This is a genomic window from Comamonas sp. BIGb0152 (assembly GCF_024809975.1).
Lineage (GTDB): Bacteria > Pseudomonadota > Gammaproteobacteria > Burkholderiales > Burkholderiaceae_C > Comamonas.
The window spans coordinates 181,518-205,550 of record NZ_JANUDY010000006.1 but is presented as its reverse complement, the minus strand read 5'-3'; the positions used below and the strand labels follow the sequence as shown (position 1 = coordinate 205,550).

The 24,033-nt window shown below is 58.4% G+C and carries 22 protein-coding genes and 3 pseudogenes; 19 read left to right on the top strand and 6 right to left on the bottom strand.

Annotated elements, in window-relative coordinates; genetic code table 11:
- Positions 1 to 18: 18 nt before the first annotated feature.
- Complete coding sequence (locus tag M2375_RS13880) at positions 19 to 945, bottom strand: class I SAM-dependent methyltransferase (protein WP_259168124.1); 927 nt, start codon at positions 943 to 945, stop codon at positions 19 to 21.
- 189 nt (positions 946 to 1,134) lie between these two features.
- Between M2375_RS13880 and M2375_RS13875 the strand changes: the two genes are divergently transcribed.
- Both M2375_RS13875 and M2375_RS13870 read left to right on the top strand, forming a co-directional pair.
- Positions 1,135 to 1,611, top strand: coding sequence for a Crp/Fnr family transcriptional regulator (locus M2375_RS13875; protein ID WP_259168122.1), 477 nt, complete (start codon positions 1,135 to 1,137; stop codon positions 1,609 to 1,611).
- A 131-nt stretch (positions 1,612 to 1,742) separates the two neighbouring features.
- Positions 1,743 to 2,573 (top strand): hypothetical protein, encoded by an 831-nt coding sequence (locus M2375_RS13870; protein WP_259168119.1) that lies wholly within the window; start codon positions 1,743 to 1,745, stop codon positions 2,571 to 2,573.
- Between the two features lie 20 nt (positions 2,574 to 2,593).
- On the opposite strand, the gene M2375_RS13865 is transcribed toward M2375_RS13870, so the two are convergent.
- Positions 2,594 to 3,148, bottom strand: a complete 555-nt coding sequence (locus tag M2375_RS13865) for an adenine phosphoribosyltransferase (protein ID WP_259168116.1) — start codon at positions 3,146 to 3,148, stop codon at positions 2,594 to 2,596.
- A 128-nt stretch (positions 3,149 to 3,276) separates the two neighbouring features.
- Between M2375_RS13865 and M2375_RS13860 the strand changes: the two genes are divergently transcribed.
- From M2375_RS13860 to M2375_RS13845, 4 genes are read left to right on the top strand one after another with little or no spacing between them, the layout of a single operon-like run.
- The gene (locus M2375_RS13860; RefSeq protein ID WP_259168114.1) at positions 3,277 to 4,275 is read left to right on the top strand and encodes an SIS domain-containing protein; all 999 of its coding nucleotides are present in this window, start codon (positions 3,277 to 3,279) and stop codon (positions 4,273 to 4,275) included.
- Entirely contained in the window at positions 4,275 to 4,847 is a 573-nt protein-coding gene (locus M2375_RS13855; protein WP_259168112.1) for an HAD family hydrolase, read from the top strand. The genes M2375_RS13860 and M2375_RS13855 overlap by 1 nt, the downstream gene beginning before the upstream one ends.
- Positions 4,844 to 5,443, top strand: a complete 600-nt coding sequence (lptC, locus tag M2375_RS13850) for an LPS export ABC transporter periplasmic protein LptC (RefSeq protein ID WP_259168110.1) — start codon at positions 4,844 to 4,846, stop codon at positions 5,441 to 5,443. Before M2375_RS13855 ends, lptC begins: the two co-directional genes overlap by 4 nt.
- 19 nt (positions 5,444 to 5,462) lie before the next feature.
- Positions 5,463 to 6,281 (top strand): SDR family oxidoreductase, encoded by an 819-nt coding sequence (locus tag M2375_RS13845; protein ID WP_259168316.1) that lies wholly within the window; start codon positions 5,463 to 5,465, stop codon positions 6,279 to 6,281.
- 180 nt (positions 6,282 to 6,461) lie between these two features.
- Here M2375_RS13845 and M2375_RS13840 read toward each other — a convergent pair.
- Positions 6,462 to 7,013 (bottom strand): annotated as a pseudogene (locus M2375_RS13840) (RNA recognition motif domain-containing protein); the annotation flags it as partial.
- A 296-nt stretch (positions 7,014 to 7,309) separates the two neighbouring features.
- On the bottom strand, positions 7,310 to 7,717 hold the full coding sequence (locus M2375_RS13835; protein WP_259168109.1) for an RNA-binding protein: 408 nt from the start codon (positions 7,715 to 7,717) through the stop codon (positions 7,310 to 7,312).
- 439 nt (positions 7,718 to 8,156) lie between these two features.
- Here M2375_RS13835 and M2375_RS13830 point away from each other — a divergent pair, with 439 nt between their 5' ends.
- The 9 genes from M2375_RS13830 to M2375_RS13790 all read left to right on the top strand — a co-directional run bounded on the left by M2375_RS13830 (position 8,157) and on the right by M2375_RS13790 (position 17,149).
- Complete coding sequence (locus tag M2375_RS13830) at positions 8,157 to 8,729, top strand: TMEM165/GDT1 family protein (protein WP_259168107.1); 573 nt, start codon at positions 8,157 to 8,159, stop codon at positions 8,727 to 8,729.
- A gap of 305 nt (positions 8,730 to 9,034) precedes the next feature.
- Positions 9,035 to 9,760, top strand: a complete 726-nt coding sequence (locus M2375_RS13825; RefSeq protein ID WP_259168106.1) for a hypothetical protein — start codon at positions 9,035 to 9,037, stop codon at positions 9,758 to 9,760.
- A 92-nt stretch (positions 9,761 to 9,852) separates the two neighbouring features.
- Positions 9,853 to 10,893: an AP2/ERF family transcription factor gene (locus tag M2375_RS13820; RefSeq protein WP_259168104.1), complete on the top strand. Its 1,041-nt coding sequence runs from the start codon at positions 9,853 to 9,855 to the stop codon at positions 10,891 to 10,893.
- Between the two features lie 102 nt (positions 10,894 to 10,995).
- Positions 10,996 to 13,341: a type VI secretion system Vgr family protein gene (locus tag M2375_RS13815; RefSeq protein ID WP_259168102.1), complete on the top strand. Its 2,346-nt coding sequence runs from the start codon at positions 10,996 to 10,998 to the stop codon at positions 13,339 to 13,341.
- Positions 13,342 to 13,348: 7 nt separating this feature from the next.
- Positions 13,349 to 14,446 carry a DUF2169 domain-containing protein gene (locus tag M2375_RS13810; RefSeq protein WP_259168099.1) on the top strand — a complete coding sequence of 366 codons (1,098 nt, stop codon included), beginning with the start codon at positions 13,349 to 13,351 and terminating at the stop codon, positions 14,444 to 14,446.
- Positions 14,436 to 14,777 carry a DUF4150 domain-containing protein gene (locus tag M2375_RS13805; protein ID WP_259168095.1) on the top strand — a complete coding sequence of 114 codons (342 nt, stop codon included), beginning with the start codon at positions 14,436 to 14,438 and terminating at the stop codon, positions 14,775 to 14,777. Before M2375_RS13810 ends, M2375_RS13805 begins: the two co-directional genes overlap by 11 nt.
- A gap of 12 nt (positions 14,778 to 14,789) precedes the next feature.
- Positions 14,790 to 16,001, top strand: coding sequence for a hypothetical protein (locus tag M2375_RS13800; RefSeq protein ID WP_259168093.1), 1,212 nt, complete (start codon positions 14,790 to 14,792; stop codon positions 15,999 to 16,001).
- A gap of 14 nt (positions 16,002 to 16,015) precedes the next feature.
- The gene (locus M2375_RS13795) at positions 16,016 to 16,504 is read left to right on the top strand and encodes a pentapeptide repeat-containing protein (RefSeq protein WP_259168091.1); all 489 of its coding nucleotides are present in this window, start codon (positions 16,016 to 16,018) and stop codon (positions 16,502 to 16,504) included.
- Between the two features lie 453 nt (positions 16,505 to 16,957).
- A complete protein-coding gene (locus M2375_RS13790; RefSeq protein ID WP_259168089.1) occupies positions 16,958 to 17,149 on the top strand; it encodes a hypothetical protein in 192 nt (63 codons plus the stop codon).
- A 63-nt stretch (positions 17,150 to 17,212) separates the two neighbouring features.
- On the opposite strand, the pseudogene M2375_RS13785 reads toward M2375_RS13790, so the two are convergent.
- Positions 17,213 to 17,725: pseudogene (locus M2375_RS13785) on the bottom strand (integrase core domain-containing protein); the annotation flags it as partial.
- A 25-nt stretch (positions 17,726 to 17,750) separates the two neighbouring features.
- Here M2375_RS13785 and M2375_RS13780 point away from each other — a divergent pair.
- The 3 genes and pseudogenes from M2375_RS13780 to M2375_RS13770 form a co-directional block, all read left to right on the top strand.
- Positions 17,751 to 18,242 (top strand): pentapeptide repeat-containing protein, encoded by a 492-nt coding sequence (locus tag M2375_RS13780; RefSeq protein ID WP_259168088.1) that lies wholly within the window; start codon positions 17,751 to 17,753, stop codon positions 18,240 to 18,242.
- Positions 18,243 to 18,800: 558 nt separating this feature from the next.
- Positions 18,801 to 19,292, top strand: a complete 492-nt coding sequence (locus M2375_RS13775; RefSeq protein ID WP_259168086.1) for a hypothetical protein — start codon at positions 18,801 to 18,803, stop codon at positions 19,290 to 19,292.
- A gap of 9 nt (positions 19,293 to 19,301) precedes the next feature.
- Positions 19,302 to 19,442, top strand: a pseudogene (locus M2375_RS13770) (TMEM165/GDT1 family protein); the annotation flags it as partial.
- 97 nt (positions 19,443 to 19,539) lie between these two features.
- Here M2375_RS13770 and putA read toward each other — a convergent pair.
- On the bottom strand, positions 19,540 to 23,403 hold the full coding sequence (putA, locus tag M2375_RS13765) for a trifunctional transcriptional regulator/proline dehydrogenase/L-glutamate gamma-semialdehyde dehydrogenase (RefSeq protein ID WP_259168085.1): 3,864 nt from the start codon (positions 23,401 to 23,403) through the stop codon (positions 19,540 to 19,542).
- A 104-nt stretch (positions 23,404 to 23,507) separates the two neighbouring features.
- Here putA and M2375_RS13760 point away from each other — a divergent pair, with 104 nt between their 5' ends.
- On the top strand, positions 23,508 to 23,999 hold the full coding sequence (locus M2375_RS13760; RefSeq protein WP_182326353.1) for an Lrp/AsnC ligand binding domain-containing protein: 492 nt from the start codon (positions 23,508 to 23,510) through the stop codon (positions 23,997 to 23,999).
- Positions 24,000 to 24,033: the final 34 nt, after the last annotated feature.

Sequence of the window (24,033 nt, the reverse complement as noted above, 5' to 3'; positions counted from 1 at the left end):
TGGCCTTATCGGCCGCGCTCAGCTGGGCATGCGGTAGGCCAGCACCTTGAGCGCCCGGTCCGCTGAGACATCGGCAAAGATGGCCGGGTTGGCCACCTGCTCGATGAACTCCAGCTCCGGTGCCAGCTCGGCCATCTGGTCTTGCAAAAAGGCCAGGGGCAGCTCGGGCGCGTTCAGGCACAGCAATGCAAAGCCGCCTGGCGCCAGCAGGTCGGGCAGGCGCTTGATCAGCCGCGCGTAATCCTTGGTGGCCACAAAGCTGCCCTTTTGGTAGCTGGGCGGGTCCATGATCACCAGCTGATACGGCCCGGTGCGGGTGATCTTGCCCCAGCTGCTGAAAATATCATGGCCCCAGAACTGGCCGCCTGCGAGCTGGTTGAGCCGGTGGTTTTGCTGGCCACTGGCCAGCGCGGCCTTGCTCATGTCGATATTGACTACCTGGCCGGCGCCCGCCTGCAGCGCCGCCACCGAGAAGGCGCAGGTGTAGGCAAACATATTGAGCACGGTGCAACGCTCGGGATCGGGCTGGCGCGCGATGAACTGGCGCACCCAGCGCCGGCCCTCGGCCATGTCCAGAAACAGCCCATGGTTCTGGCCGCGCAGCACATGCACCAGGTACTGCGCGCCGTCTTCCTGCACGGTATGGGGCTCGGGCAGGCTGCCTTGGACCAGGCGGGTCTCGGCCGCGCCCAGCGCCCGGCACTGGTAGACCCAGGTCAGCGGCTCGCCCGGGTACAGCTGCTGCCAGCGCTGTTGCAATGCATCACCCACGCTTTGCAGTGCCTCATCGGCCAGCGGCGCAAAGCTGGTCAGCACCACCGCGGGCGGGTACAGGTCCAGCGACAGATGCTCGCAGCCGGGAAAAAGGCCGCCTCGGCCGTGGAAGAGGCGTTGCGCCTGCTGGCTCGCCGGCATGTTGGCGATGGCCTCTAGTAATGCATGCATGGAATCAAAAAGTCTCGGGAGGGAAGAAAGAAGGGGGACGGAGTGCTTCGTCAGGAATTGTGGACTAGGCGATACTTCTTACAAATATTTGCCTGGCTGCCCGGCCGTTGTGCGGCCACTCGGTTAGATTGTTTGGCTTATCGATAGATCACTGGTGGGCCCACTACCGGGATTGAGGAGGAGAGTTTCATGTTCAGTAGCGCTACCAACATCAGTGCCCTGGTGACGGCCATCAACAACTGCCAGGACGAGGAAAGCATGATCAACCCGCTGACCGCTGCGCAGTGGGAGATTTTGGCACCTTACCTGTCCCCGTCGAACCTGGCGGGATCCCAGGTGCTGTTTCAGCAAGGCACGCAGGAGCGCACCTTGTTTTTCATCGAAAGCGGCAGCCTCAGCGTGCACTTTGAGGACGAAAAACAGCGCATTCGCCTGGCCATCGTCGGTGCAGGCTCCATTGTGGGGGAAGGTGCATTCTTTTCGCACCAGCCGCGCAATGCCACGGTGCAGGCGGTAGCGGCCTCCCGCCTGTGGGCGCTGTCGAGCATCCGCTTTACCGAGCTGTGCAACCGCCAGCCCACGGTGGCGGTGGCGCTGGCCATGGCGGCCGGGTCGGTGCTGGCCAAGCGCCTGGGCAACCGCAAACGCCGCGTCGCTGCAACATAAAAGCTTGGCATTGGTCAAATGGCGCGCGCTTTTCTGGCCGGTGTATGCAATACTCTTTCCTACAATTACAAACGCTTGTTGCGTGATGAAACGGGTGCACCGTTTTGAATTCTGACCAGGTAGGGAGTGGCATGTCTTTGTTTGCCAAATGGTTTAATCGACCGGAGAAAAAACCGGCCATGGTGGCCATGGGCCCGCAAACCATGTTTGCCGAGCCTCTGAGCATGATGCAGCCCGATGCGCTGGCATCGTCTGCGCCCTTGGTGGGCGTGCGAGCAGCAGCGGCGCTGCCGCCGCAGCACGACAGCGCAGTCCCTCGGCCTGGGGAGCGCTCGGCCCGCCGCGAGATGGTCTACTCAGCCGTGCGCGAGTCGATGGTGCGGTCCGGCATTTTGTCGGCCGGCTACAAGTTCAAGGTGCTGGCGCTCGACAAGCGGGCCACCCAGTTCATTGTGATGGTCGATTTGGCGCAGCAGTACTGCGCATCGCCTGACAAGCTCACCCAGATCGAGGCCTTGATTGCCTATTCTGCCAAGACCCGTTTCGAGATTGTGGTGACCTCGGTGTATTGGCGCCTTAACGCGCAGCTCGGTGCAGCCACCAGCAAAGCGCCGAGCGCGGTTGCAACCGCAGGGGCCGCTGCCGCGCCCCAGGCTGCGGTGGTGCCCGTGCCTTTGGGCATGGACCCGGTCGATGAAGCGGAGATTGCGGCTTTCAAAAAGGCGTTGCTGGAGGCGGCTTTGCACCCGGTGCCCGCGCTCGATGGTGGAGTGGCAAGCCAGCGCGGCGCCACCAGTGCAGCCCCCCGGCCTGCGCCGATTGTGCCGGCCGCGCCTGCCCGCAGCGCCGCGCACCATGCCCAGGCAGCGCGCGATGCCGCACGCCAGGGTGGCGCGCCTGCCCCCACGGCGGACACCACCTTCGGGGGCCTGAGCAACACCCAGTACGGCGATCTGCACTGAGCGCCTAAACCCTGCGGGCATTAGTGCCCGGAAAAATCCACCAAGGTAAACAGCGGCAGGCCTGCATCGGTCAGCCGCTTGGAGCCGCCCAGCTCGGGCAGGTCAACAATGGCCGCGCCTTCGACCACCGTGGCGCCCAGCTTTTCCAACAGCTTTTTGCCAGCCATCATCGTGCCGCCGGTGGCAATCAGATCATCGACCAGCAGCACCTTGTCGCCAGGCTTGACGGCATCGGCATGCAGCTCCACCGTGGCGCTGCCGTATTCCAGCTCATAGGTCTCTTCGACCGTGGTGAAGGGCAGCTTGCCTTTTTTGCGGATAGGCACAAAACCCACCTTGAGCTGGTAGGCAATGACGGCGCCGAGGATGAAGCCGCGTGCGTCCAGCCCCGCCACCACATCCGGGCGCATGTCGCGCGACATGTAGCGGTGCACAAAGGCATCGATCAGCACGTGGAAGACCTGGGGGTTTTGCAGCAGCGGGGTGATGTCCCGAAACTGCACGCCCGGCGCTGGCCAGTCGGGAACGGTGCGGATGTGGTGACGCAAAAAGGCGTTGACGTCTGGAGCGTGCATGGTGGGGGCAGAAGAGGGGATGACCCGCCATGGTAGTGCAAGTGCTGCGCGGATGGCCGCAGGCGCTGGCCTTGTTAACAATGACCTGTGCCCGCCTGGGCGCGGGCGCTCCGATAAAATCAGCCTCCATGAGCACCCTACAGCCCAAGCGCCCCGTTGAAGCGGCGCAGATTTTGCGCCTGGCGGCGTCTACCTTCGCGATCGAGGCCGAGGCCATTGCGGCGCTGGCGCAGCGCCTGGACGACAACTTTGTCCAGGTCGTGCAGCGCATGCTTGACATTCCCGGGCGCGTCGTGGTCACCGGCATGGGCAAGAGCGGGCATGTGGGGCGCAAGATTGCGGCCACCCTGGCATCGACCGGCACGCCGGCGTTTTTTGTCCATCCCGGCGAGGCCAGTCATGGCGACTTGGGCATGGTCACCGGCCAGGATCTGGTGCTGGCCATCTCCAACAGCGGGGAGAGCGGCGAGATCGCCGTGCTGTTGCCCGTGCTCAAGCGCCTGGGCGTGCCCGTGGTCGCGATGACGGGCAACCTGCAGTCATCGATGGCCCGCTATGCCGACTGGGTGCTGAACACCCAGGTGGACAAGGAAGCCTGCCCGCTGAACCTGGCCCCCACCGCCAGCACCACGGCACAAATGGCCATGGGCGATGCCTTGGCGGTAGCTCTCTTGGATGCGCGTGGCTTCAAGGCCGAAGACTTTGCCCGTTCGCACCCCGGTGGTGCGTTGGGCCGCCGCTTGCTGACCCATGTATCGGATGTGATGCGCACGGGCGCTGAGTTGCCAACCGTGTTGCCAACCGCCAGCTTCAGCGATTTGATGCGCGAGATGAGCGCCAAAGGCATGGGCGCGGCAGCCATCGTGGATGCACAGGGCCTGCTGCAAGGCGTTTTCACCGATGGCGATCTGCGCCGCCGCATTGAGGCGGGTGCTGACTTGCGCGGCCTGACCGCTGCCGAGGTGATGCATGCCACGCCGCGCCAGATTGCGGCCGACGCACTGGCCGCCGATGCGGCTGCATTGATGGAGGCGCACCGCATCACCAGCGTGCTGGTGACCGATGCGGCGCAGCACCTGTTGGGCATTGTGCATGTGGGCGATCTGATGCGGGCCAAGGTGATCTGATGGCCAGCACGATCAACCTGCCCCCGATCACCCCCGCCCAGCAGTGGCCGGCCGAGCTGCTGCTGCGCGCCCAGGGAATCAAGATTGTCTTTTTTGATGTGGATGGCGTGCTCACCGATGGGGGCCTGTACATCAGCGAGCAGGGCGAGACCCTCAAGCGCTTCCATACGCTCGACGGCCATGGCCTCAAGATGCTGCGCGAAGCGGGCATTGTGCCGGCCGTGATCACCGGGCGCGATTCGGCACCGCTGCGCCACCGGCTGGCGGCGCTGGGCATCGAACATGTGCGCTATGGCACCGAGGACAAACTGCCCGCTGCCCAGGCCATGCTGCAAGCACTGGGCTTGGATTGGCACCAGGCCGCTGCGATGGGCGATGATTGGCCCGACCTGCCGGTGCTGCGCCGCTGCCAGCTGGCCTGTGCACCCGCCAACGCCCACCCCGAAGTTTTGGGCGTGGCACACTGGGTGACCACGCGCCACGGCGGTGCGGGCGCGGCGCGCGAACTCTGTGACGCCGTGCTGGCCGCTTGCGGCGCCTATGTCAATCTGCTCGATCGGTACGGACAATGAAATCACGCCTGCGACGCCTCATGGACCTGTCGTCCATCTACCTGCCGGTGATCCTGATGGGGCTGTTGACCCTGGGTACCTGGTGGCTGGTGCGCAATGCGCCCAAGCCCCAGGTCGTGCGCGAGGCTGTGGTACCGGGCCATGAAGTGGATTACTACATGCGCGATTTTTCCGTGCGCAGCTTTGACGGCACGGGGGCGCTGACCAGCGAAATCCAGGGCAGCAAGATGCGCCACTACATGGACACGGACACCTTGGAGATCGATACCGCTACCTTGCGCTCCCTGCGCCAGGACGGCTCCACCACGGTGGCCACGGCAGACCGTGCGCTGTCCAATGCCGATGGCTCGGAAGTGCAGCTGTTTGGCAATGCCAAGGTGGTGCGCAACAGCAACAAGGCGGATGCGCCGCAGATGGAGTTCCGGGGTGAATTCCTGCATGCCTTTGTCAATGAGGAGCGGGTGAGCTCGAACAAGCCCGTAGAAATCATTCGGGGCAAGGACCGGTTCACGGCCGATTCCATGGTCTTCAACAACATCACCCAGGTGGCCGAGCTCAAAGGCCGGGTGCGCGGCGTGCTGCAACCGGCACGCTGACCCAACCATGCAAACCTCCATGGCCGAGGCACCGCTGGTGCTGATCACCGGCGCCTCCAGCGGCATCGGCCAGGCCCTGGCCTGGCGCTATTACCAGGCAGGCTACCGCCTGGCCCTGGTGGCCCGCCGCACCGAGTTGATCCAGGTATGGGCCCAGGCCCAGGGCATGGATGCCAGCCGCTATGCCATCTACGGCGCCGATGTCTCTGACCGTGACCAGACCATTGCCGCCTGCGCGCAATGCCTGCAGCAGCAGGGCCTGCCCGATGTGGTGGTGGCCAACGCCGGTGTCAGCTATGGCATCGATACCGCAGAGCGCGAGGACCTGGAGGTGCTGGCCCAGACCTATGCGACCAATGTGATCGGCATGGCCGCCACCTTCCACGCCTTTGTGCGGCCCATGCAGGCGCGCGGCAGCGGCAAGCTGGTGGGTATTGCCAGCGTGGCCGGCATCCGGGGCCTGCCCGGCCATGGCGCTTACTGCGCCAGCAAGGCGGCCGTCATCAGTTACTGCGAAAGCCTGCGGGTGGAGCTGCAGCGCAGCGGTGTGCAAGTGATCACCATCTGCCCGGGTTTTGTGGCCACCCCGCTGACCCGCGAGAACCGCTACGGCATGCCGTTTTTGATGCAGCCCGAGGCCTTTGCCGACAAGGCCTATGCGGTGATTGGCAAGGCGCGCAGCTATGCCGTCATACCCTGGCAAATGGCTTGGGTAGCCAGGCTGTTGCGCTGCCTGCCCAATGCCCTTTATGACCGCGCGCTGGCCAACCGCCCGCGCAAGCACCGCCACCGCGAGCGGGTGGATGCCATGCCGGGCCAAGACCCGCGCAAGCCCTAGGACAGGCATGAAAAAAGCCCCTCACGGGGCTTTGTCGTTGCTGCCCGGCACACCGCCTGGGTGTGCCTGCAGACATCAATAGTCGTCGTTGTTGTCGTAGCCCTGGTTGCCACCACGGTTGCGCGAGCCATTGCCGTAAGGGCTGCGGAAGCCGCCATCGCGCTCACCGCCACGATCGCCACCGCCGCCGCCAAAGCCACGGTCATTGCCGCCACGGCCACCGCCGCCGCCATCGCGACCACCTCGGTCACCATAACCGCCGCCGCCACCGCCAGGGTTACCGCCGCCGCCGTAGCCACCACGGTCGCCACCGCCACCGCCGTATCCACCACCGCCGCCGCCATAGCCACCACCACCACCACCGTAGCCTCCACCGCCGCCACGGTTACCGCCGCCGAAACCACCGCCACCACCACCACGGGGGCCACCAAAGCCACCGCCGCCGCCACGGGGGCCGCCAAAGCCGCCGCCAGGAGGACGTGGTTCCATGGGGCGCGCTTCGTTCACGACCAAATTACGGCCACCCAGAGGTTGACCGTTCAGTCCGTTGACCGCCGCGAGGGCCTCGTCATCGCTGCCCATTTCCACAAAACCGAAACCCTTGGAGCGACCCGTGTCGCGTTCCATCATCACCTTGGCGCTGGTTACGCTGCCAAACTGACCAAAGGCCTGTTCCAGATCGATGTCGCGAACCTGGTATGGCAAATTACCGACGTAAAGCTTGTTGCCCATTTGAGGGACTCCTGATAACTCTTAAATAATGCGATGGTGCCCGGTAGGGCGCAGGCCTCAGCCATCTGGTGATCCTTTGCGTCACAACGAGACCGTTCACCTATCGCAATAGCCCAATGAAGTAGTACTCCATCCATTATTTTCTGGGATAAAAATGGCAAATGGCATAGTTATCCTCCCTAGGTGTGGTGCAGAAGCTGCAACCAGACGCAAAAAAGGCCTCAAAGAGGCCTTTTTATCGGGCGAACCCGTCATCTGACAGTCAAAACCCACAAGGGGTTTTGGATGCGATGTTCTTAGTAGCTGCCGCCACCGTAGCCGCCACGGCCACCGCCGCCGCCGAAGCCGCCGCGATCACCGCCGCCGCCGAAGCCGCCACGGCCACCACCGCCGCCGCCGAAGCCGCCGCGATCACCACCGCCGCCGCCGAAGCCGCCGCTGCGTGGAGGACGTGCTTCCATTGGACGTGCTTCGTTCACGACCAGGTTACGACCGCCAAAGCCTTGGCCGTTCACGCCTTCGATAGCAGCTTGTGCTTCAGCGTCCGAACCCATTTCCACAAAGCCGAAGCCCTTGGAACGGCCGGTGTCACGTTCCATCATGACCTTGGCGCTGGAGACGGTACCGAATTGGCTGAAAGTGCTTTCCAGATCGCTGTCACGGAAAGAGTAAGGCAGGTTGCCCACGTAAAGTTTGTTGCCCATTTGAGGACTCCGAAAAAAGTAAAAAAAGCGATGGAGCCTGATGCAATCAACAAACCTGTGACAACTTCCAAGACGGATCACCGCACGCTCAAGTGTACCCGGAGGCACACAAAGCTTCACCATTATGAGCGAATCGCCTTACGCTGTGTTGACAGAACCCGCAAGCAAACCCTGGTATTTTCCCTGGAGGCTGTGGGTGTTGCGGCGCAGCATCAGTTTTGGGCGTATGATGCGCCAGTCTTTGGGGAGTAGCCTGCCGGGCGTGCAATGCGCCGCGGAGTGTGCGTCAACAAACTTGGGCCCTTGCGGCCTATGGCGTACACAGCACCTTGTGATGAGGAAGCTGGGCGAGACCATTGACCACGTTGCGATCCAATGCCGGAGTCGCGATGCGGTCAATGCTGTCTTGCTATATCCGGCTGCAATAACGATCCCCATCATGGAAGCCTTTCTCCTCTCCACCGCTGTCGTCGCCCTTGCAGAAATGGGTGACAAGACGCAGTTGCTCTCCCTCGTCCTCGCTGCCAAATACCGCAAACCCTGGCCCATTGTGCTGGGCATCTTTGTCGCTACCTTGGTCAACCATGCCCTCGCGGGCGCTGTCGGCGCCTGGATCACCACCATGCTGGGCCCCGATGTGCTGCGCTGGATTCTGGGCGTGTCCTTCATCCTGATGGCCGGCTGGATGCTCATCCCCGACAAGATCGACGAGGACGAGGCCGGCAAGAGCAGCGGCCGCTGGGGAGTGTTCGGCACCACCCTGGTGCTGTTCTTCCTGGCCGAGATGGGTGACAAGACCCAGCTGGCCACCGTAGGCCTGGCCGCCAAGTACCCGGCCTCTTATTACTGGGTGGTCGCTGGCACCACCATCGGCATGATGCTGGCCAACGCCCCCGTGGTCTGGTTTGGCGACAAGATCGTCAAGAAGCTGCCGATCCGCTGGATTCATCGGGTCTGCGCGGTGATCTTTTTGGTGCTGGGGATTGCGGCGCTGGTCACGACGATGGATTGATCGCGCTGCTGCCGCTTGGGATTGTTCTGTGGCGAGCGGGCGCCTGTATAAAAGCGCATGGGCTGGGAATCTTGCGATCGCCGGCCTCTTTTCTCAGAAGTCTGAGGCTGCAGCATCTGTTCGATTTTCCCAACGATATGCGGCACGGTGTTCCTGGTTGGTGCAACTTGGTCTGTTCGGACAAAAAAGGCAGATCGGAAAAAGCGCCTGGAATAGGGGAGCGGCCATGTTGGGATAGGTGCTCCGTAACGCGCTGCGGGACATTGGGCACCACAGAGCATGTGTTAGTCTTTGGCTATTGATTTATGGGCATCAATATGTCAAATGCTTTTTTAGATGGATGGCAAGCCTTCCCTGCTTCTATCCCCGAGTTTGTTGGCCACCAGGCCACGTATGCAGTGTGGGAGCAGCATTTGGCAGACGCTCCGGTGGTCGCGATGCAACCCAACTGGCAAGCGCTTGAAGCCCATGACGACCCTGCGATGGCTGTCTGGGGCCTGCAAAGCATCACCTTGCACACGGCGGTCTCAGAAACAGGGGACGAGTGGCTGGGTGAGTGGCCCAAGGTCTTGCCTGCAGGGCAGTCCACCCTGATGCATGCCAATGCCTGTTTTGGTGAGCCACTGCTGCATGAACACGGTATTGCCCTTTATCAGATCCAAAGTCCATCGGGGCTGGACTGGGTTGCGCAATGCATGTTCAACAACCAGGGCAAGCTGGAGCATCTCAGCTTCATCAGGATGCACGACTGGCGGCCTCTTGCCGGGAATTCCCCAGAGACCTCGCTATCGGACAACCCAGAGATGACCGGCCCACCGGCTGCTATCGGCCTGAGCGCCGCAGGCGCACTCGCGCCCGCAACTGGCTGGTATGAGGCCATGTTGCCCCTCGGCCATCCAATGCAAGCCTTCTTTGCTGGGTCCGATATTCGCTTGGTATTTCGCGAGAAAGCGGAGCGCTTCCCCAGCTTGGGCGTTTCTCCCAAATCGGATGAAGTCCTGGTGCAGTGGGCCTGGCTGCGTGCTGGTTAACAGCTGCGGTGCCCATGCTTGTGGACCGCTAGGCATGCGTTGCGGCGCAGGGGTTTCATGGCGCAGTGACCTGCCCCACGTGGGTTGAGACGATGACTAAGAGCAGCAACGGGATGGCCCAGGTATCCAGCAGCGAAAATAGCTACAGCATCGTCCACATCGATACCGCTAATGCCAAGGGTGGCACAGCGCGACTGTGGATGGTGTATATCAAACGCCAACGCAAATCGTTTGTCCGTCATTTCCCCGATGGCGTGTATGGGGGGCGGGAATCGGCTTTGGCGATGGCGATGGCCTACCGCGAGGCACTGCAGCGCCTGTTTCCGCCGCTCACCATGTTGGAGCATCGCACCAAACCCCGCTCCAACAACAAGTCCGGCATCCCTGGCGTGTGGGCAAGGTATGAGAAGGGTAGGCTCAAAGACTGGGCTGCATTTTGTACAAGCGATGGCCAGACGTACCAGAGATGTTTCTCTGTTAAAGCGCATGGCGATGACGGCGCCAAAGCGCTTGCCATTGCGACGCGTATGGAGTGGGTAGCCCAGCAACCAAATCGCTTTGTCACCGTCAATGCCCAGGCGACCGAGGTGGCAGAGTCCAGGTTCCCTCAGCTGCTTGATGTGAAAAGCGAGAAAGGGAAGATCACATTCCCGACCGCTGCCCCGCCTGACAGCCTCACCGTAAACAGGCAACTCCAACAGCTCAATGCCTGGTTTCATGCGCTGCGTCCGCAGTTTTTCCATCTGCGCCTCAGCGTCTATCCGATCACAAGTCGGGGCTACACCAGCCTATTCATCGTGGTAGGCAATGCAACGGTTCCCGGCCAGCTTTTGCGTAAGAGCTGGACGATACAGCGCAGAAGCTATGAAGAAGTTTTGCAGCTAGCCTGGGAGTACACACAAAAGGTAGCCATGGAGCAAATCGGGCTCAGGTGCTGGGAGCTGTTCCAAGACAAGTACCGGTCCACCGTGTTTGCAAGCACAGGCAAGCAGCCGCTACACATCCTTCACCAACTCGACCTGCCGCAAGTTGCTGCGCTGCGTTCGCAACCCCCGCCTGAATTGATGCCGATGCTCGAAGGGATTCACATCCCTGCACTCCCGCTCGGCACGGCAGACGCCGCAGCATCCTGACCACATCAGCGGACGCTGCAGCCGATCAGTCATTGCCAAAGCTTTTGTTCTGTATATGATTGCCAAAATCAATCTACATAAATAATCTGAAAGCAATTAACAATGGCAAATCGCACCTTCACCGCCCACAGTGTGCTGGGCGAGCAGCTTGAGTTTCGCTCCCTTGTGGGCAAAGAGCAGATCGCCCGTTTGTTCGAGTTTCGGGTACGACTGATCAGCGAGACCGCCTCCATCTCCGCAAAAACCTTGTTGGGTACCGACATGTCCATTGAGGTGGATCTGACCACCGAGATCGCAGGTGTCGACAAGCGATTCCTGTCAGGTCAAGTGGTGCAGTTCAATTACTTGGGCAGAGACGGTGATTTCTACGCGTATGAATCCGTTCTGCGCCCTTGGCTATGGCATGCCACTCGCCGCACAGACTACAAGATTTTCCAGTACAAAACAGTCCCAGAGATCATCCAGGAAGTGCTGGCGCCCTATGGTTTTTCTATCGAAAACAAGCTCATGGGCAGCTACCGCAGCTGGAAATATATCGTTCAGTATGGGGAGTCGGATTTCAATTTTATCTCCCGATTGATGGAGATGGAGGGCGCGTACTTCTACTTCGCGCACCGCATGGGCAGTCACGAGTTGGTGCTCGCCGATGATATTGGCTCCCACAATCGGCTTCCCAACGGCCCGACCACCTTGTCTTACTACAGCGGGGACAGAGCGGCCCATGTTCACGACGAAGACTTTGTCGATACCTGGAGCGTTGGCGAAGATATTGCCTCTGGCTATTTTGCTGCAGACGACTATGACTTCACCATGCCGTATTCGCTGCTGGATACCAAAAAGGCACAGCTGGCGGGGCACATTGAAGACAGCCGAGAAGTCTATGAATGGCCTGGAGGCTACACCGACCTCAACGATGGAGAAAACTACGCGCGTGTGCGTGTTGAACAGCTCAATGCCCAGCGTGAAATAGCGCACGGCGAGGGCAACGCCCGCAACATCGCTCCCGGCTACCTGTTTACGCTCAACAAGTATCCCCGAGCTGACCAAAATAAAGAGTACCTCATCGAGTCGGCCTACTACCGATTTGAAGAAAATGTTAGACGCAGCAATGGATCAGGTGGCGGTCAACGCGGAGGCGGCGACAGCCCCACCACCTACCGTATCGGCTTTGACGTAGTTCCCCAAACGATCCCGTACCGCAGCCAGCGTACGACCCCCAAGCCCCGCACCTCCGGGCCTCAGACTGCGGTGGTGACGGGCCCGGCAAACGAAGAGATATACACCGACAAATACGGTCGCATCAAGGTGCAGTTCCACTGGGACAGGTACGGTGGCAAGAATGAAAACTCCAGCTGCTGGATCCGCGTGTCGCAAACCTGGGCGGGTAGCAACTATGGATCCATGCACATCCCGCGCATTGGACAGGAGGTCATCGTCGACTTTCTGAACGGAGACCCGGACTACCCCATCATCACCGGCTGCGTGTACAACGCCATGCAGATGCCGCCATGGGATTTGCCAGCGAACAAGACGCAATCGGGCATCAAAACCCAGTCCAGCAAAAAGGGCTTGAAAGGCTCGGGCCAGAAGAATGGGCTGGGGGATGCGAACGCCATCCGCTTTGAGGACAAAAAAGGAGCAGAGCAGCTGTGGCTGCATGCGCAAAAAGACCAGCTCACCGAGGTTGAGAACGATGAGGAAAAGTGGGTCGGTAACGACCGGCGCAAGACTATTGACCGCGATGAGTTCAGCACCATCCGCCGTGACCGCACCGAAATCGTTGACCGCAACGAAAAGATCAACGTCCATGGTTGGCGGACAGAAGAGGTCGACCAGGACGAAACCATCACCATCCACCAAAGCCGCCAAGAGCGGGTGGATCTGAACGAGAAGATCTCCATTGGCGTCAACCGCACAGAAGACGTCGGCAGAAACGAGAAAGTCAGCATCGGCCTCAATCGCACCAAGAGCGTCGGCGTGATGGAGAACGTCGGCATCGGCGTGCTTAAAACCCAGAGCATCGGTGTTGCCTACATGCAAAACGTGGGCGTCGCCAAAATGCACAACTACGGCATCGTCTACAGCCTCAATGCGGGTTTGATGATGAACACCGTGGTGGGCATGAGCCAGACCGCCAAGATCGGGCAGACCAAAGACACCAAGGTCGGCAAAAAATACACGCTCACCGTCGGTGGTTCCGGGGCTGGTGCAGCAGGCGGCACCCCTCCGGGCATGGCTATGAATGTGGTGTCGCCCTCAGCGGGCGGCGGTGGGGGCGAAGACAGTACGTCGACCATCACGATGGATGGAGGCAGCATCACCCTCAAAGTGGGCAAGAGTGCGCTGGTGATGAAGGCCGACGGCACCGTCAACCTCAATGGCCAACTGATCAAGGTGGACGGCGCCGAGCACGTCCAGGTCAACTCCGAACGCATTGACCTGAACTGAGGCGTACATGCAGTTGCTTCATATAGATAACTACACGCCTTTTGAGTGGTTTGCTTTTGAGAAGATGGCGCCGCGACGGGTCTTGCACGACGTTGTCGTTGTCAAGGCGTCGCTACCTATGAGCCATCGCTTGGACAAGCTTTCTTACCTGCCAGAAGACGCCCACGCATGTGCCATCGAAATGGCAGACCGCACACGGCAAAGTGATCTGGGTGCCTATGCGCCATTGAGCGCGGTGAGCGATACCGTCGTCTTCAAGCCCTGCACCGATGTGTATATCACCGGCCATGCGCGTGCATACGAACCAGTACGCGAATGGGGCGCGCAGATCACGATCAAAACGACAAAGGCCAAGCACGAACAAAAATGGGTATTGCAAGGCGCTCGGCACTGGCAGCATGGCGCTTTCAAAGGCTGGCATCTGAGCCAGCCTTCGCTGGTGAAAGAGGGAATTCCCCTTATCCATGAGCTGGCATATGGCGGAAGCTATCTGAAAAAAGACGAGTGGGTACACCACCCCGTCAATCCAGTCGGCCGGGGCTTTATTCCGCTGCAAAGACTAGATCCAGATGCCCACTATCCGGCGGTGCAAATTGAGCTGTACCCGCAACGCCTCAAGCACATTGATCAACCCATTGCAGTACCCGCGCTGGGGCCTGTAAGCCGCGTGTGGGATCTGCGCAGCCAGTACGCAGGCACCTATGACAAAGCATGGTTTGCGCAAGCCGAGCATCCGCTTGGCAAAGACTATCCCCATGACTTTGACACCCGCTTCTTTCAGGCCGCGGCACCTGAATGGATTTTTCCGCACTTCACAGGAGACGAGGAAATCGAAATTCTAGGCCTGACTGGCAACCATGCCGCCTATGCCAAAACACCTGTCTGGCAACCGGCACTGACCGTTGCCAGCACACAGCAAGCAAGTCCCGTTCTGATGCCCATGGTGCTCGATACCGTAGAGCTCGATATCGATGCATTGCAGACCAAGCTCACCTGGCGCGCCAGCATTCCTCAGGCGGCAGAGGCCAAGAGCGCCCGTATCGATATTTGGAACAGACCCGCATCTAAAGCAACAGCGAAGGGGCGCAGCCGCCATGGCCGATAAACACATCGCCAACCGTGAGGCCGGGTGGGTGGCGCTGAACACCTCGCCCGACTATTGCAAAGTGGGCAAAAAAGTCATCCCCTTTGAGATCTCTCGCACCGCAGACCATGACTTGATGAACTATGCACAGACCGTGTATGCCAGAGGCGAGCCGGTGGTTCTGCTGAACAGTGTGTTCAAAGGCGTCGAAGGCGACAAAGGAAAAGGTGTCGATTCGCGGGTATCGCTGGGCAGTGGTCATGTATGGGTCAAGGAAGGCAGCACCACGGTGTTTGCAGAGAAGCGCCCCGTCACGCGCCATCTGGACCTGTGCTGGATGAATTGCAGCTAAAGGGGCCAGGCCGTGTCTACCCAAGCTGCCACCAGCGTCACTGCGCTGTCTCCTATCAACGTGGGCAATGGCAACAGTGCCCTGATCACCCCTTGGCCCGAGTTCGTACAGGTTCAGGTTTATGAAAATGCCAAAGCTGCGAGCGATGAGTATTTGCGCGAAGCCATGTACAGCTACGAAGACTATGAAAACCTTCGCCGGCAGAACCCGCACGTCAAGCTGCCCGAGCTGAAGAAACCACCGGAGTCCACAAAAAACCCCAACTCCGGGCCAACAGGAAGGCTCCCGCCCAACGCTGTCAGCCTGATGCCCAATGTGCGCAGGGCGCGTATCTACACCATGCCATTGCGGCCTGTTGAGTCCCCACCCAACCAGCCCAAGGATGTTGCGGAACATGCCCAGCATGCCGCTGGAATGGCAGTCGGTGCGGCGCAAGCCGTGGGTGGGGGTGTTCTTGCTGCAGCGACAGTTGTGTCAGACAGCATCTTGCAGATAGGCGATCTGCTGACCGCCGGCTACTACCGCGATTCAGGTTTGGTGCAAAGCGCATTGCAGCGGCAAAGCAGTCTGGGCAGCGCCATTGAACGCGCAGCCAGGCACCCGATTGACACGGCTGCAGGCGTCCTCAATGATCTTGAAGCCAAGCGGCAGCAGGCAGAGGCATTGCGCGCTGCGGGTGACTTCTACGAAGCAGGGAAGGTTTCTGGGGCGATCTTGGCGGATGCGTATCCCGGTGGGGGTGCGGCTGCGGGGATGGTGAAGAGGGTGCCTCATGGGGAGCAGCTTCCGGCTGCTAAGCATGGCACGGATGGGGTAGCCATTCTAAAAAGTCGTGCGCAGCGGTTGGAGGAGTTGGCAACGGATCCTTCTCATGGAGGAGAGATAAATCCTAAGTCCCTCAGAGAAGCGGAAGTGGGCTTAGCGTTAGAAGAGGGGGGCAAGTTACCTGGGCCAATTGTACGAGATCCAACCGCACATCAAGGCGCAGAATTTATAGATGCGACTGGCCAGAAATGGGATGTTAAAGGGCCAATGTCAAAAGTACCTTCTCCATCAGGACGAGGAGCCTTTATCCTAGACAGGGTCATGGATAAAATAAATACTGAATTTCTGCGCGGACACAATGTAATTGTAGATACTGCAAATATGTCTAGTCAGCACATTAGAGAGTTGAGTGATGCAATAAATGCATCTGGTAACTCTTCTCGTGTTATATGGTATTAATTTGGGATATTTAAATGATTGCTATTAATCAAAATGAATTTTTAGATAAAAAAAGATGGTTAAACATCTCGAATTATATTTACAAAAATGTAGATATTCAAAATATAAATCTAATAAAAGTGAAGTTTCCTATGTTTTCCATAGAAACTGCCAAGCTTAGTAATTGCTCCTTTGCAGGGCAGGAAGTAATGTTTGATAGAATTGTCGATTGTGATATTAGTAATTGCAAATTTTCAGATATTAATCTTAATAAAACATCTGTTCTTGGTGTAAATTTTGTTGATTGCCAATTTTCTGATATAGATTCGTATGACTTGGATATTTCAGATGATGTTCTTTTTGAAAATTGTTCTTTCAAGAATGTGAAGATAACGGTGTCATACGTTGTTGCTGACTTCAAAAACTGCGAATTTGAAAATGTAACTTTTTCTGAGGTATACATTAAAAAGGAAACAACGTCATTAGGTATTCGCATTAAAAATGCCCAATTGTATAGAGTTTAGTATTTATACATTTTTGTCAAGCTGACTGAACTGAGGAAACAACCTAAGTTCACAAAAATCCGAACTCAGGTGCAATAGGAAGATCTTCACCGACAGCCGTCAGGTTGTGAATTTGCGGTCTCGCCACTAGAATTAAAGGGGATATCATGATCTTGGTGAATCAAAGTGAGTTCATGGACAAAGAAGATGGTTGGTAGAGGCCGCTGATTTTATTTATAGAAGCGCTGATATTCGTGATTTGAGTCTGTTAGGAATTAAATTTCCAATGATAAGTATCGAAGGGTCGCAGATAACAAATTGTTCATTCCAAGGCGAAGGAGTGATGTTCGACCAAATTCTTGGGTGCGATTTTTTAATTGCGAATTTGATAATATCAATTTAAATCGATCGATAATAATTGCTGTTTGTTTTAATAAGTGCAGATTTATAAATATTAATGCTCATGATTTAGATATGTCATTCTCAATAGAATTCGAGGACAGTTATTTTAAAAACGTAAAAATTCCAGATTTTTTTATAGAAGCAGATTTTAAAAATTGTGAGTTTGATGGCGTGGTACTCTCTGAGATTTCTATAGAGAAAGAAAAGGGTTCTTTTTCAACTGTATATAACGAGAAAGGTGGATTAACTCGACGTTCTAAATAGCTCCTGCAACGCATCTCTCAGTGCTTGAGCTGGCAGGTTCACAACACATCTATTCGCATAGGGCTACGAATACATATTGCATCCCGGACGATCATAGAGCTGCTTATTGAATAGTTCAGCATGCGTTTGGTGCCACTGCTTCATGGCCTGCATCGGAGTTTTGCTTTGCAGTGCTGATTGCGGTAATTGGTGGTTGTACAGGGCCACGTAGTGCATCAGTGTTTGCTCCAAATCCTCGCTGCTGTTAAAGCGATGTGTCTTGAGGACATCGGCGATGCGGCCGTTGAATAGTTCCATCATGCCATTGGTTCTGCGTGGGGTCAGGCGATGCTCGATACACAGTTGATCGCACAGCAAGTCCGGCTCATAGTTGTCACTGGGCTCTTTTTGCCGATTGGCTGACAAGCGATCAGCAAACTGTTTACTGCTATCTATTAGCAGCCTGGTTATCTTGATCGGGCAGGCGTTGTGCAAGATCCTCAAGAATGCCTTGTCGCCCGCCGCCGAGTTGGCCGTCTTTAAATGTACAAATACCAATCGCGTGGCACTGTCGACAGCCAAGAACAAGTCGTGGCGCGTAATAATCTTTAGGAGTGCAGTAATGCGTGTCGTGAATCAGACCGAGTTTATGGATGAGAAAAGATGGATGAAAACGTGCGGTTGTACATACAGTGGGGTGGAAATTTGTGATGTAAGCCTGTCTGGTAAGGATTTTCCTCCAGTAACATTTGAAGGTTCAAAAATCAATAACTGTAGTTTTTATGGGCGTGACATTTGGCTTGGTGAAATACTTGGATGTGATATCTTTGGCAGTAAATTTAGTAATTTGAATTTAAATAAAATCAATATACTCGGTGTATATTTTTACAAATGCCAATTCATTGACATTGAGTCTTATGATTTAAGTATTTCAAATGATATTCTGTTTGAGGAATGTTCATTTAAAAATGTAAAAATGATTGATTCTTTTATCGTTGCAGATTTTAAAAAATGTGATTTTGATGACGTTCTGATCTCTGAAATTACCATAGGCAAAGAAAAAAGTTCTTTTTCGACTATATATAAATCCGGCAGCGGTTTGGTAAGATCTTAATGTATATTTAAATATTCGTTGCGCTGAGAAAATCTACATTAAGTCGATTTATAGTTTCAAAGAGGTCATTTTGCGATGAAACATTCAAAATGGCAAAAGGTATGGTTTTTATTTTTTTTGGTTGTACTCTGTTGTATTAGCTTTGAGTCTATGGGATAGGTGGTTTTAAAAGCTGATTTTGATATCGTACAAGTGATAGTTTTGCTTAATGATGCAGGCTGTATAATCGGTATCTACAGGTATTCAAGAAACATTGAGATCAAACGTCATTTTCTGGGGTTTTTTACTATTTGAATTCCGCAGTAATGTCCGTGCGCGGATTGATGGCAGCAATATTTTTATTGCCTGAGGTAAATGGCAGTAATCTTTTATCATTGCTGCTGCCGATCGTGGGGATACCTTTTAAATTTGCCGTGGCAGCCTTGTTGTTGACGTACGCGGTGAGCGACAAGTATAAATTTATGAAGCCCATTTAGATGTAGAAGTTATATGGCATAAGCGGAAATTTGATTTATTAAAGTGGCTTTTGCTTTTGCAACGGCTTCAAGAAATAGAAAAATGAGTAAATTGAAAATACTATGCGCTGCGTTTGTCGCCGGAGCAGTCCCTTGGGGTATTGTGTTTTTATGGGTGCTTGGACCAGGCCTGTCAGGCAACAATTCTCTCACTGATGAGAATTATCTTAAATTTCTGTGGGGAGCTTTTGTTGGCTCTTTTGGTAATGCGCTAATCTTAGGTATGCCAATAGGTATATTTCTAATACGAAAAAAATGGCTGCGTTGGTGGATATTTGCGATTGCAGGCTATGTGGCAGCCATTATTCCTATCGGTATCTACACATGGCCTTATTGGTATACATATATCAGTACCCATTCATCTCAATCTATCAATGGGATGGCCGTAGAAACCTTTGCTGATAGTGGGCTCAGCGCGTCGGAATGGTGGAGTTGGCTAAGTACTACGAGCTTTGTTGGGGTATTTGGTGTAGTGGGTGCACTCAGTGGATACGCAATTCTCTGGATTCTTGAAGATAAGAAAGAGGGCGAGTAGATAGTTGCGGGCATGATGCTGGCCAATGCGCCGGTGGTCAGGTTTGGCGACAAGATCACCAAGAAGCTGCCGATCCGCTGGATCCACCGGGTCTGCGCGGTGATCTTTTTGGTGCTGGGGATTGCGGCACTGGTCACGACGATGGATTGATACCAATAGCGCTGCTGTTCAAAAGCAAATGCAAAAAGGGCTGGAGATCCTGAGATCCCAGCCCTTTTTCTATGGAGCAGCGCCCCAAGGCATGGCCTTAATCCAAAGTCATCAAGCTCGCATTACCGCCAGCCGCAGCCGTATTGATACTGATGGCATGCTCGGCCAGCAGGCGGAACAGCGGCAGGCTGCCGTCTTGCGCCTGGGCCGTCATTGGCACGATGGCGCCGGTGCGGCCGACGAGGCTGTTGCCGGCAGCTTGCCAGCCGCTGGCCGCATCGATAACCAGCGCATCAAAGGCTTCGGTCTGCAAGAAAGCCTGGTTACTGTGGGCAGACAGCTGCACCGCAGCGCGCACCGAGGCGGGCAACGGGGCGAGCAGGCTGGCATGGGTGCTGTTGGCGGGCCACACGGCGGTGGCACCCACCGCCAGCACGGCAGCCAGCTGCGCCAGCAGCAGCGTGTGGTTGCTGGCCACGCAGGCCACGCGCTCGCGGCCGCTCAGCACATACAGATTGCGCTCACCGGTGGGGCCGGGCAGCTCGGCGGCAAAGCCGTGGCCGGTGTGGGCAGCGTAGCGCTGGCACCGGGCTGCCAGGTCGCCCTGGCCTTGCTGCGTAGCCCAGTTGTGCAAGGCCTCCAGCGCAGGGGCGGGTGCGGCATCAGCCTGTTCCAGACCATGGGCATTGCCGCGCTGGCCGGTGGTGGGGGCGGGTGCCTCGCTACCCGCCATGCGCGGTAGGTGGGCCAGCGCATCGACCGTGGCCGTGGCGGGCATGCGGCTGAGCAGGCGCAGCATGTACAGCGGGCCGCCGGCCTTGGGGCCCGTGCCGGACAGGCCTTCGCCACCAAAGGGCTGCACGCCGACGACGGCGCCAACGATGTTGCGGTTCACATAGATATTGCCGGCATGCGCGGCGTTGACCACCTGGTTGATGGTTTCATCGATGCGGGTGTGCAGGCCCAGGGTGAGGGCATAGCCGGTGGCATTGATGTCGGCTAGCAGCTGGGGCAGGTTCTCGCGGCGGTAGCGCAGCACATGCAGCACCGGGCCAAACACCTCGCGCTTGAGCTCGGACAACTGGCGGATGGCGATCACCGTGGGCGGCACAAAGGTGCCTGGCGCGCTGGCGCTGCCGTTTTGCCAGACCTGGTGGCCAGCGGCCTGCATGCGGGCAATGTGCTGGTCGATGACGCCCTTGGCCTCGGCGTCGATGACGGGGCCAACATCGGTCTTGAGCTGGCAGGGGTTGCCGACGTTGAGCTCTTGCATCGCGCCGCGCAGCATGTGAAGCAGGCGGTCAGCGGCTTCTTCCTGCACGCAGAGCACGCGCAGCGCCGAGCAGCGCTGGCCGGCCGAGTCAAAGGCGGAGGACAGCACATCCACCACCACCTGCTCGGCCAGTGCCGAGGAGTCCACGATCATCGCGTTCTGGCCGCCGGTCTCGGCCACCAGGGTGACGGGCTGGCCTTGGGCATCCAGGCGCTGGGCCAGGGTTTTTTGCAGAATGCGGGCCACTTCGGTGGAGCCGGTGAACATCACAGCCTGCACACGGCTGTCGGCCACCAGGCGGGCGCCGACGGTCTCGCCGGTGCCGGGCAGCAGCTGCAGCACATCGTGCGGCACACCGGCCTGCCACAGCGCCTGCACGGCGGCAGCGGCGATCAGCGGGGTTTGCTCGGCCGGCTTGGCCAGCACGGTGTTGCCAGCGGCCAGCGCAGCGGCAATCTGGCCGCTGAAGATGGCCAGCGGGAAGTTCCAGGGGCTGATGCAGACCACGGGGCCCAGGGCCTGGTAATCCGCCTGGCCCCAGCTGCGCGCCTGGGCGGCGTAAAAGCGCAGAAAGTCCACCGCCTCGCGCACTTCGGCAATCGCGTTGGAGCAGGTCTTGCCCGCTTCGCGCACCAGCACGCCCATCAGGGTGGGCATATGCGATTCGAGCAGATCACCGGCCTTGGCCAGGCAATCGGCGCGCTGGGCGGGCGGGGTGGCCTGCCAGCGGGCAGCGGCGGCCTGGGCGGCGGCCAGCGCAAATTCCACCTGCTCGGTCGATGCCTGCGTGACGGTGCCCACCTGGTCGCGGTGGTCGGCCGGGTTCAGCACGGGCTCGCTGGCCTGGGTGGAGGCGGGGGCGCCATCGGCCAGCATCGGCTGGGCATGCCAGGCCATCTGTGCGCTGGCCTGTAGGTCTTGCTGCAGCGCGCGCAGGCGGTCGTCGTTGGACAGATCCAGTCCGGCCGAGTTGCTGCGGCTGGTGCCATACAGCGTGCGCGGCTGGGCAATATGCGGGTTGGGCAGGCCCAGCTGGCCTTCGCTTTGCGCCCATTGCTGGACGGTGGTGACGGGGTTCTCCACCAGCTTGGCCAGGGGGATGTCCTGGTCGGCGATGCGGTTCACAAAGCTGGTGTTGGCGCCGTTCTCCAGCAGGCGGCGCACCAGGTAGGCCAGCAGGGTTTCATGCGTGCCCACGGGCGCATAGATGCGGCAGGGGCGGCCCAGCTTTTCGCTGGCGTTGCGACCCACCACTTGCTCATACAGCGGCTCGCCCATGCCGTGCAGGCACTGGAACTCATACTGGCCGGGCTGGTAAGTCGCCGGGTCGGCCAGGTGGTAGATGGTGGCCAAGGTGTGGGCGTTGTGGGTGGCGAATTGGGGGTAGACCGCATCGGGCGCGGCCAGCAGCTGGCGGGCGCAGGCCACATAGGACACATCGGTGTAGGCCTTGCGGGTGTAGACCGGGTAGTCTTCCAGGCCCTCGACCTGGGCGCGCTTGATCTCGCTGTCCCAGTAGGCGCCCTTGACCAGGCGCACCATCAAGCGGTGCTGGCTGCGGCGGGCCAGATCGATGATGAAGGCCAGCACATAGGGACAGCGCTTTTGGTAGGCCTGCACCACAAAGCCGATGCCGGCAAAGCCTGCCAGCTCGGGCGCAAAGCAGAGCTTTTCCAGCAGGTCCAGCGACAGCTCCAGGCGGTCGGCTTCTTCGGCATCGATATTGAGGCCGATGTTGTAGCCCTTGGCCAGCACCGCCAGCTGCAGCACCACCGTGTACAGCTCGGCCATCACGCGCTCGTACTGCGCACGGCTGTAGCGCGGGTGCAGGGCCGAGAGCTTGATCGAGATGCCTGGGCCTTCATACACGCCCCGGCCATTGCTGGCCTTGCCGATCGCATGGATGGCGTTTTCGTAATCACGCAGGTAGCGCTTGGCGTCGTCGCTGGTCATTGCCGCTTCGCCCAGCATGTCGTAGGAGTAGCGGAAGCCCTTGGCCTCCAGGCGCTCGGCGTTGTGCAGCGCCTCGCCAATCGTCTCGCCGGTGACGAACTGCTCGCCCATCATGCGCATGGCCATGTCCACGCCCTTGCGGATCAGCGGCTCGCCACCGCGCCCGATCAGGCGGGTGAGCGACTGGCCCAGCGAGCCTTCGCTGTGCGTCGCTACCAGCTTGCCGGTCAGCACCAGGCCCCAGGCGGCGGCGTTGACGAACATCGAGGGGCTCTTGCCCACATGGGCCTTCCACTGGCCGTGGGCGATCTTGTCGCGGATCAGGGCATCGCGCGTGGCGCTGTCGGGGATGCGCAGCAGCGCTTCGGCCAGGCACATCAGCGCAATGCCTTCTTGCGACGACAGCGCAAACTCCTGCAGCAGGCCTTGCACCAGGCCGGCGCGGCCGCTGTCGGCCTTGCGTTCGCGCAGTGCGCGGGCCAGCTGCAGTGCCAAGGCATCGCCGGCCTGGCTGATGGCGGCCGGCGGCGTGGCCTGGGGCAGCAGTGCGGTTACGGCTTCGGTCTCTGGCTTGCGGTAAGCGGCGGTGATGGCGGCACGCAAGGCCGTGGCCGGCTGCAGTGCGGGCGCCAGTTCATTAAAAACAGGAGCACTTAAGCCAGTCGGGCTGATGTCTGCGGCTGGGAATGGGACAGTGCTGGAGGACAGGTTGTCAACGACGGAGTTGGCAGTCATGGCGGGCTCGGTATGCAAGAAGCTAGTGAATGGCGCCAGTGTGATCGTTTGTGGTTTGAATTTCTCTCCATAATGTGGGCCATCCGTAGTGGAAAATTCTGCCCATGACCGCCATCATTGCCCCGCCGGAAGACCTGGACCGCATCGATCTGCGCATTCTGGCCGTGCTGCAGCGCGACGGCCGCATCTCCAACCTCAAGCTGGCCGAGGCGGTGTCGCTGTCGGCCACGGCCGTGCTGGCCCGCGTGCAGCGCCTCACCAAAGAGGGCTACATCACCGGCTACGAGGCGCGCTTGAACCCGCAAAAGCTGGGTGCGGCGATGCTGGTCTTTATCGAGGTGCTGCTCGACCGCACCACGCCCAATGTGTTTGACGAGTTCAAGGCGGCCGTGCAGGTGCGGCCCGAGATCATGGAGTGCCATATGGTGGCCGGTGGCTTTGACTATTTGGTCAAGATCCGCGTGGCCGACATGAACCACTACCGCCACTTTGCCGGTGAGGTGTTGTGGCAGCTGCCCGGCGTGCGCGAGACCCGCACCTATGCGGTGATGGAAGAGGTCAAAAGCTCCAACCGGCTGTACCTGGGCGGCAGTTGAGGCCCGGCGTTCTGCGCTGATTTGCAGTACACTG